Annotated in this window: 6 protein-coding genes; 3 read left to right on the forward strand and 3 right to left on the reverse strand. The window is 60.8% G+C overall.

Annotated features, from left to right (window positions below; all coding sequences use genetic code 11):
- Positions 1 to 41: 41 nt before the first annotated feature.
- Complete coding sequence (locus J2W20_RS11715; RefSeq protein ID WP_307006788.1) at positions 42 to 962, reverse strand: ARPP-1 family domain-containing protein; 921 nt, start codon at positions 960 to 962, stop codon at positions 42 to 44.
- A gap of 101 nt (positions 963 to 1,063) precedes the next feature.
- Here J2W20_RS11715 and J2W20_RS11720 point away from each other — a divergent pair, with 101 nt between their 5' ends.
- The 3 genes from J2W20_RS11720 (at position 1,064) to J2W20_RS11730 (ending at position 4,605) form a co-directional block, all read left to right on the forward strand.
- A complete protein-coding gene (locus J2W20_RS11720; RefSeq protein WP_307006789.1) occupies positions 1,064 to 1,726 on the forward strand; it encodes an NrtR DNA-binding winged helix domain-containing protein in 663 nt (220 codons plus the stop codon).
- Positions 1,727 to 1,823: 97 nt separating this feature from the next.
- Positions 1,824 to 3,404: a hypothetical protein gene (locus tag J2W20_RS11725; RefSeq protein ID WP_307006790.1), complete on the forward strand. Its 1,581-nt coding sequence runs from the start codon at positions 1,824 to 1,826 to the stop codon at positions 3,402 to 3,404.
- Between the two features lie 121 nt (positions 3,405 to 3,525).
- The gene (locus tag J2W20_RS11730; protein WP_307006791.1) at positions 3,526 to 4,605 is read left to right on the forward strand and encodes a hypothetical protein; all 1,080 of its coding nucleotides are present in this window, start codon (positions 3,526 to 3,528) and stop codon (positions 4,603 to 4,605) included.
- A 48-nt stretch (positions 4,606 to 4,653) separates the two neighbouring features.
- On the opposite strand, the gene J2W20_RS11735 is transcribed toward J2W20_RS11730, so the two are convergent.
- Entirely contained in the window at positions 4,654 to 5,868 is a 1,215-nt protein-coding gene (locus J2W20_RS11735) for an McrC family protein (RefSeq protein ID WP_307006793.1), read from the reverse strand.
- 1 nt (position 5,869) lies between these two features.
- Positions 5,870 to 8,803, reverse strand: a complete 2,934-nt coding sequence (locus J2W20_RS11740; protein ID WP_307006795.1) for an McrB family protein — start codon at positions 8,801 to 8,803, stop codon at positions 5,870 to 5,872.
- Between the last annotated feature and the right edge of the window lie 31 nt (positions 8,804 to 8,834).

The following is an 8,834-nucleotide window of genomic DNA, read 5'->3' on the forward strand; positions in this document are numbered from 1 at the left end:
AGGGGCTCCTTGGGTTCGAGGGCTGATGGGTGCTGGAGAGGTCACGCAGTGACGAAGGGGTGGGTGGCGTCCCAGGCGCTCATGTGTGCGATCTGGAACGGCCGCGGGAACTCGCCGCGGAGCCCGAGGCCCCGCAGGGCGATCCGCCCGGCCGTGCCTCGGAGCGCGTAGGTCGAGGCTTCATCGCCGTAGTCCCGCATTTTCGCGATCAACGGGTCTGCCGTGGCGGGCAGCGCGGCGACGAAGTCACGGGCGGCGTGGCCGGGCGTCGGGTGCTGCGGGAGCTCGAGCGCGTGGCCGGCCTCGAAGCGCAGCGCGTCGGCGAGCTGTGCCCAGTGCCGGGCGAACATCGTGGACGTGCCGAACAGCTCGAGCATCAGCGCCCGCCCGGCCAGGCCGATGACGACGCCACGCTGGCCCTCGAGCGGGCCCGGAACCTCCAGGTCGGGGCGCGGGGTGGCATCAAGCGCCTCGACGAGGGAGCCGGTTGCGCTCACCTCCGACGCGAAGCGCCCGACTCGCTGCCACACGCGGCCCTGGTCCGGGTGGCGGTCGCCGTGTCCCGGGCCGCCGAACCCCGCGAGCTCCGCGCGGACGTGCAGGGGAGCGCGGCGGCCGCGGCGCCCGTGCTGCGCGCTCGGGCCGCCCCAGCGGCCCTGCTCGACGCAGAACGCGGGGACGTCGGCCTGTTCGCCGGCGCCGAGCACGAGGCTCTCGGCGGCGACACGGTGCTGGTGGCCGCCCTCAAGGAGCTCGCCCTCGACCAGAAGGGCCGATCTTGGCCCCGCGTTGCGGACGGTGAGGCGGTTGACCTCGGGGCCGCTGGCGAGCTCGGTGACCTGCAGCTGGGCGTGGGCACCGGTGCTGAGGCCGAGCTTGCCCCGAGCGTCCGACCAGACCGGGAAGATCGTGAACGGGCCGAACTGCCGGCCGATGCCGGCGTGGAGCTGGGGGAACTGCATGGCGCCTCCTCGGGGCCGAAGCATTTTGCGCTGATCTGCGCTAAATCAGACTGTAGGGTACGGCTGGCAATTTGCGCAAGAGTGCGAATATTCTGATGCCCATGGTGTGGCGCGACGAGCACGGCAAGCGACTGGAGGACTACCCGCGGCCCAGCGTCGCGGTGGACACGGCGGTCCTCACGGTCGACGACGGCCGGTTGGCGGTGCTCCTGGCCGGCGGCGCGCTGCCGGGCACCTTCCTCCATCCGGGGGAGACCCTTGCCGATGCGGTGCTCAGGTCGCTGCGGGACAAGGCGGGGGTGGTGGGCCGGTCGCCCCGACAACTGCGCGTATTCGACAAGCCCTCGCGCGACCCGCGTGGCTGGGTCCTCTCAGTGGCGCACGTGGATATGGTGCCGGTCGCGGAGCTGGCGGCGGCTCTGACGCACGGCGGCGTCCGGCTGGCTCCCGCCGACGACGCTTCGGTGCTCGTGGGCCTGCCCTACGAGCAGGGGGAGATCGTGGCCGCTGCGGTCGAGGCGGTGCGCGCTGAGTACCGGGCGGAGCCGGACCCAAGTGCGCTCTTGGACGAGCCGTTCACACTGGCTGAGCTGCGGGGACTCCACACAGCGGTGCTGGGAGAGGAGCCCATGCGCGACACGTTCCGCCGGTATATGGAAGCCAGGCTCAAATCGACGGGGGAGACGACCGACGGTGGGCGCGGGCGCCCAAGCCGCACCTGGCGGCGTATGTCGGCAATACCCGCCGCCGCAACTCGGGGTTAGCCTGTGGAAGCAGATCCCTACTTGGCCTGCGGAGTGTTCAGTATGGGCCGGCGTACCATCAAGGGGTCTGGAGTGGATCAGTGGCACGGGGGACAGCATGAACTTCCTTGAACGCTTGCGACAAAACAAGATTGTCATAAGAGACGAATACACGCTGCGCTACATCGCCCGATTGTGCAAAGAATATCCGGTGGCACAGTACCACAGGCGGGTCTTCCAGGAAATGGGCTGCGACTTTTCGTATGCATTACGAGACGACAGACTCGGCGTGTGGCATGCTGTCGTCGAACTCAACCCAGAGTTGCAGGGCGTGCTAGGTTCGACTTCGGGAATTCAAGTCACGTACACCGATTATCATGACGTGCAGCCGAGAACAATCGATGCTATGCGTGCGGCCAAACTGGAGCGAAAGCACAGCGAAAGCATATATCTCCTCTATTCAAAAGACATGTATGCGCAGAGGAAAATAGATGAATGGACTTTGCGCGAGCCCTATAGCGTGCTGACCCTTCGAAAGGGCGATATGCCCGCCGCAGACTATGCCGCGCGCTTGCTGCAACAGATAGTGGATGTGTCGAGCCGAAATAACCCATATGAAATTACTACGCCCGTATCGGGTGCCGAGTTCTTTGGGCGCCATCAGCTCCTTAAGAGCCTCGTGGCAGAAATCAAACTAGGCCGAGTGTGCGGTGTATTTGGCCTACGAAAAACAGGGAAGACAAGTCTTCTGACGGAACTCGGTAGACAGTTTGAGCTCGGCGATTCTAGCAATGCTATCTTCAGTCTCCACGATCTGGAGGTGCTGCCTGGCGATGAATACCAGAAGGTACCCCAGCTAATGGTAGACATCGCCAACGGCCTAAAGATCGATTTTGCGAAACATGGGATGCGTGTCCATGATCTGGCAAAAGTTACCCGAGAATCCACGATCGGGGACTTCAGGCAAGCAATTGGCACCGCGCTCAAGAAAGGCCCAGGACCAAGTAAGCTAGTTGTTGTCGCTCTGGATGAGATCGAATCTCTCGTCGGTAGCAACGCTGCGGAGGTTACCTCTGAAAACCAGGTGCCCGAGTTCTTCGGCGCGCTTCGGTCGCTAGTCCAAGAGAACACCAACTTCAACGTTGTTATCTCTGGTATAACGACTGCCCCTATACTATACCCGTCTCTCTACGGCCGTGAAAACCCGTTGTTTGCGTGGGCACGAACTATTTTTATATCGAATGTCTCCGAGCGGGAGTCGGGTCAGATGATTCAGGCGTTGGGCAGTAGGATGGCTGCACGCTGGTCGCCCGAAGCGCTTGCCGAAGTGTATAGAATCACCGGAGGGCAGGTATTTCTTGCTAGATCTCTAGCCGGCTTTGTGGCCCAGCGGTTGTCAAATGACATCGCAAACCGAGAGATCGATTTAGACATGGTTCGGGCAGCGAACAGGTCTTGGCGGCGCGAAGCCGTGCCTTTGGTAGATGGCATGATTGATAGCTTGAGTCGTTTCTACCCGGACGAGCTTGCCTTGATAACACTAGTGTGCGATTCGCCGGATCTCAGCAGTATTGAGAACGATTATCCCGGTGAAGTGACGAATCTGTTGAACCTCAACGTTCTTGAGGAGAGCGGCGGTACGTTGGGGCTAGCTCCATGGACGCAGTTGGGTTCAAAGCTTAAGGTCCGGAATGGATAGAATTGCGTGGTTTGATTCCGTTGTTCGGGCAGCGACGCGCCGGCGGCACGTATTCTTCCATCTGAATGCTCTAGCAGCGACGGTTGATGACAGATCAGCATTCGCTGACTCGGCTGCGAACTTGACCGTGAAATTCATTGATTGCTACAAACTTCCGCTGAATTCGGACGGCGACCTTGAAGTCCTTGAAGACGTTGCTTCTGACCTTATTATAGTTCTTGGCTTTGATGCATTACTTCGTGCCCGTAGGGGGGAAGCGTGGATGCGTCAGCTTCGTCCGATGCTATTTGATGCAATGGCGGGAGGCGCAGCCCTTATCATTTCGAGTAAATTGCCGCAGAAGGCATACCCGGCGATCGACGGCAGTGGACTCGCCACGGACTGTTACGCTACGCCAGTACCTCGCCTGACTATAGATCACATGGTCGGTATGGATGAGGTGAGGGCTAAAGATATTTTGGCTGTCTCAATGGGCTACCCAGGTCCGGCATCGAGATTGTTGGCCGGTGGCGGATCTGGCGCTTCCCTATTAGAAGGCTCGGACATTTTTATAGAATGCCTGGCAGCTTCTATTGTGGAGTGCGGCGCGGAGACGCTTTCGAGTCTCGAGTCATGCTACCTTCACGGGATCTCGCTCCCAGAGGGACCTTACTCACACCCTGACGATGTTCAGTCAACGCTGATCGCTGCGGGAATGGCGGAAGTTGACTACGCTAGCGATGCTGTTAATGTTCTACCTTGGCTTTCTGTGAATACGATTTGCCGCGCAATCGTTAAGGCGGATCTGATGATGTTGGATGCGCCCGCTTCTTGGGGTGAGATCGCTAACAAGTTGTTCCGGATCGAACGGTCGCTTCGCGCGATTATCTCTCGGAACAGCGTCTACTCGTCCCGACGAGAACAATTTCTAGAATCCCGTCGTAAGAAGATACGCGACAACTATTCGAATGAGACTGGAGTTGCGGCGCCATCTCTCGAGCAACTGGCCATTCCTGAGAAGTGGTTGGATTTGTCTGACCTCTTGGATCTGCTGGCTGAATTGGCTGAAGGGGGTCGGATTAATGGTATGTCTTCAAAGCAGTGGGCCAAGGCGAAAGCGGACTTGCTGCCCGTAAGGAACCGGATTCAACACATGCGCTTGCCCCGATCCGGGGACGCTGAGGTGGTTCGGGCCTATCTGTCGCGACTGGGCTCATCGTAGTCAAATGAGGTACGGGTCTCACGCTGCGTCATCGCCAAAAAGTGCTAACTATGATGACGCGGTGTAGGCAGACGGTTCTGCGGTGACGCTTGTAGTTAAGATTCTTATCTTCGCGAGGATAACGTTCGGCTCCAGCGACAGATCTAAGGGACACTCGACTATCTCGACGTTTGAGTTGCGAATTTCCCTCGGCCTGACCTGCCCTGAGTCAGCGTAGATCAACCATGCCCGCTTAACGCCCAGAGCCGTGCAGTAGGCGAGCATCTGGTACTGGTCGGCATTGGAATACCCCGTGGCCCCGGACGCCTTGTATTTGGCGTCGAATATCGTCTGGGGAACCCCGCCGACGGAGTACACGAGATCCACATACATATTGACCCTCGAGCTATCTTGATGTGAGGGCACGTCAAGATAGCACTGGTACTGAGCATCAGTGCGCCCGGGCGACGAAGCCAGCGCCTCGGTCAGCGCGACGGTGACGAAGTCCTCGAACACCTTCGCCATGTCGACGATGAAGGAGGCTACGGTGAGGCCACCGGTTCCCGTCTCCGCGGACATGTTGTGCAGCATGAGCTCAGCCAGGCGCAGCGCCGGCTTGTAGTGCGCATTGGCCCGGGATGCCGTCCAGCGTGGAAGCGGAGCTCCGGTGGACAAGATGGTGACGCCGCCCAGCTTCGCATCGAGGTGAGCAAGCCGGCGCCTAGCATCGTCGCTGAGCCGGGGAAGCCGGAGGGCGAGGCGGATAGCGGTACGCACGATTCGGTTCTCCGGAATATCTTCCGTGTATTCGTCGTAGGAGACCTCCAACGGCAGCAGCATGCCCGGCCGCCGGGTCACTTGGTCGGTGACGCGGATTCTCCCCCGCACGGTCCGAAGGGCGTCGTCAAGGTGTAGGTACCCGGCCAGCGGTCCGCGAGCCAATGCGCGTTCCCCTTGACGGGCTAGTGCGAGGGCGAGAGCCGAGAACAGGTCGTCGAAGCCCTCGCCGGTGACATCCTCTTCTCGGAACCCGGGATCTTTGGCGTAGCCCAGAAGAAAGAGCATGCGGTCGAGGCCCACACGCGCTTTGGGTTTCACCTCCACTAGAAGGTTGCCCACCTGAACCGCACCCACCAGTCCAAGAGTTGCGATCGAGTATCCGCCGCCCCAGGCCGGGTCGACGGCTACAAGCTTCGTCTGTCTCAAGGCGCCCGCGGTGATCGGATCGATGGCCGCGACTACAGGATTCGGTTGGAGCTCGTCGAGGATCAGATGGGTCAGCACGTCACGAGAGTCCAGGCTGGGACTGATCACCTTCAAGGCCGTTGCCGTCTGTGTCAGTAGGCGCCGCGTCGGCCACCGGTTCGGCAACCGCGGGGCCATGCACCTTCTGGAGAATGGCCTCGAATCCGAAGCGCTCGTGCACCTTCTTCCGGTCCAAACGGCCAAAGTAGTGCTCCTCCAGAAGCGGCAGAAGTTCGTAGCGCCAGATGCGGCGTAGACCTTCCTCCGTTTCGGCATGGTCGCGCATGAAGTACGAAGGCCCGACCATCAGGTCCCGATCGCTTGACTCGATCTCGGCGTTGAGGGCATCCAGAAGCTGGGCTCGAAGCGGGCTCTTCCCATTCGCCTCGAGATACTTGGCCAGCATCCCGCGGATCATGCCGTCTTCGGGATGCAACTCGACGAAGGCGAACCGGCGACGTATCGCCGCATCGACCATCGCGATGGACCGGTCGGCTGTGTTCATGGTGCCGATGATGAAGAGATTGGGCGGGAGAGCGAACTTCTCTGCTGGGTTGTACTGGAGGCTGATCGAGTCATTCCGGTACTCGAGCAGGAAGTAAAGCTCCCCGAAGACCTTGGCGAGGTTGCCGCGGTTCATCTCGTCAATGATCAGGAAGAAGGGCTTGTCGCGGTTTCCCTCGGCGGCTGCTTCCGCTGCAATTCTTCGCAGCGGTCCGGGCTCCAGGGCAAACCCTACGTGTCCATCATCCGCAGAAGCCGGCCGGTACCCCTCGAAGAAGTCCTCATAGGCGTAGGAGGGGTGGAACTGAACCAAAGTGATATGGCTGGTATGCTCCTCGCCGGTGAGGTACCTCGCTATCTTTGTGGCGAGAAACGTCTTTCCCGTTCCCGGCGGACCATAGAACACGATCTGATTTCTCGTCTGCAGGAGATCGATGATCTCCTGCAAGTCTTCACGGGCCACATGCAGGCTTGTTGATAGGTCATCGCTCGCAGCACGGAGGTGAGGCACGACGGCGGTAGGCGGCTGTGAAGGGTCGCCAGCCTCTCCGGGGCTATCCCCCGGAACCGGTTCGGGCATCAACCGATCGAGTGCTGTCAGGGCGTCGGTGAGGTCGACGACGACGCCAGTCTCGTCGAGCAGCTTGGGAAGTGGCGCAGGGAGACCTGAGTTCGGCACGGGACGGTCGACCCACTCGACATCACGCCATAGGCGTGCCTCCTCATGCTCGGCATACTCAGCCTCGCCGGTGATGACTCCGAGGTAGAGGCTCTCTTCATGGAGCGTCACCACACGATCGTCTGGCTTCATGAGGGTGAGGAACCGGTAGTACTCCTGAGCGCGCTGCTTCCGCTCGGCGTAGTCCACGTGGTCGTAGCCCAGATTGACGGCCTCCTGAATGGCTTTGAGGTCGCTCCCGGCAGGTGGGGAACCGAGGTGCTGGGCGCGGGTGGACACCCTGCCGTTCTGGAGCCAGCCCTCCAGCATATTCAGGCCACCTTGATTCTGGCGCACAAGCCATGCGCGCCTTCCGGCAGGCTGCTGACCGTTCCATACGTGCAGGTATGGTTCGCTGTACCACTCGGCGCGGGCGCCGTCTCGCGCTGTCAGAGCTTGTTGGATCTCATGGAGGTCGTTTGCGATGGCCCAGTCATCATCGCCGGATGCTCCTCCGATAAGGCCGTCGAAGGCGTCCCGGATCTTGACGCGATGAGTTCGATTCACGATGGGCTCGAAGAACCATGGCGCGGCCATGTACTCAAAGCTGTATCGGATGGCCTGAACATCGTAGGACGGCGTAAGCGTGGCCTGGGACAGCAGTTTGGGGTCGTTGAGGAGTTCCGCGCCGTTGTAGTCGGCTTCGCGCAACGCGACGATGAGGGTCGCGAGCCAACCAAGATGTTTGTACTGGACCTGGTTGAATCCTTGGCCTCCGTTGAATGCGCCCTGCGCCGAGAAGCCGTCGTCAATGACGGGGGGAAGGCCGGGCGCCCCTCCGGGAAGCCACGAGAGGACCTCGTTGACGCGCCCTCGTTTTGTGGCGGGACGAAGATTGGTCAGCGGTAGCGACTGCAGCGCCACGAGCTCGGCAGCAAGTCGAACAACACCTGCAGCGGCACCGCTGAGCTGGTCCTTCAGCTTCTCCAGGAAGCTCCTACTGCCGAGATCCTCGCTGAGGATCACCCGATTGTAGATTTCCTGCGCGTTCTCTGCGGTCCATGTCGGCTCTCCGCCGCCGAAAGGCGACGGATCGAGGAGCAAGCCGGGACGGATGATTGCCTGCGCCGCGGATTCGACGCCCGGGAACGGGCCCGGACGGGTCGGTGTTGCGGCTGCGAGCGGGTCGGCAGTCACTTTGTCTCCTCGCCAGCTGTGAAATTCAGCGATATCTTGGGCGCTCCAGTTGCTCGGGGGGTCGACATTCATGACCGTCCACATGAGCCCCTGCGCGTCGAGGCGGTCTTTCAGGGCGATGCCGTACTGGGGTGCAAGACGAAGGACTTCATCCATCGCTTCAAGCAAGAGCCCGTAGCGTTCCAACGCCGAGCCGTTTGCTCCACGGTCCGCCCATCCAACAAGCTTCAGGAACTTCTTGACCGCTTGGGCTCGGTAGGGCGGGTATAACTCAGGATCTCGCCCGAGGAGGAGGATCGATGCAAATCCAACGACGCCGCCGACCGAGAAGTTTTCTGGGTTCTGCTCTCGGAGGCGCGCGGCAAAATCGTCGAGGCTGTCGGTGGGGTGATCGCCTCGCCATAACAGGTCGATGATTGGCTTCAAAACCTCGGGCTGGGATCGGCCGAGCTCAACCAGACGCATCATGAAGTACTGGTTCATGAGGTTCGACGAGGAGATATCCCGACGAAGCCTTTCGAACCAGTCGGGCTCGTCGCGGAGGAAAGCCTCGCGCGTGAACTTGAGGCGGACGGAGAGTTCAATCTTGTAGTCGTATTCCTCAGCATCGAGCAACGCGCGATCATAGAAGGCAGCGCCAAAGCGA

The organism is Sinomonas atrocyanea (assembly GCF_030812675.1).
In the GTDB taxonomy this organism is placed as follows: Bacteria; Actinomycetota; Actinomycetes; order Actinomycetales; family Micrococcaceae; genus Sinomonas; species Sinomonas atrocyanea_B.

What these genes read in the sequence shown, in the direction of transcription:
- J2W20_RS11720 (WP_307006789.1), top strand. Translation starts at nt 1,064, where the DNA reads ATGGTGTGGCGCGACGAGCACGGCAAGCGACTGGAGGACTACCCGCGG.
- J2W20_RS11725 (WP_307006790.1), top strand. Translation starts at nt 1,824, where the DNA reads ATGAACTTCCTTGAACGCTTGCGACAAAACAAGATTGTCATAAGAGAC.
- J2W20_RS11715 (WP_307006788.1), bottom strand. Translation starts at nt 962, where the DNA reads ATGCAGTTCCCCCAGCTCCACGCCGGCATCGGCCGGCAGTTCGGCCCG.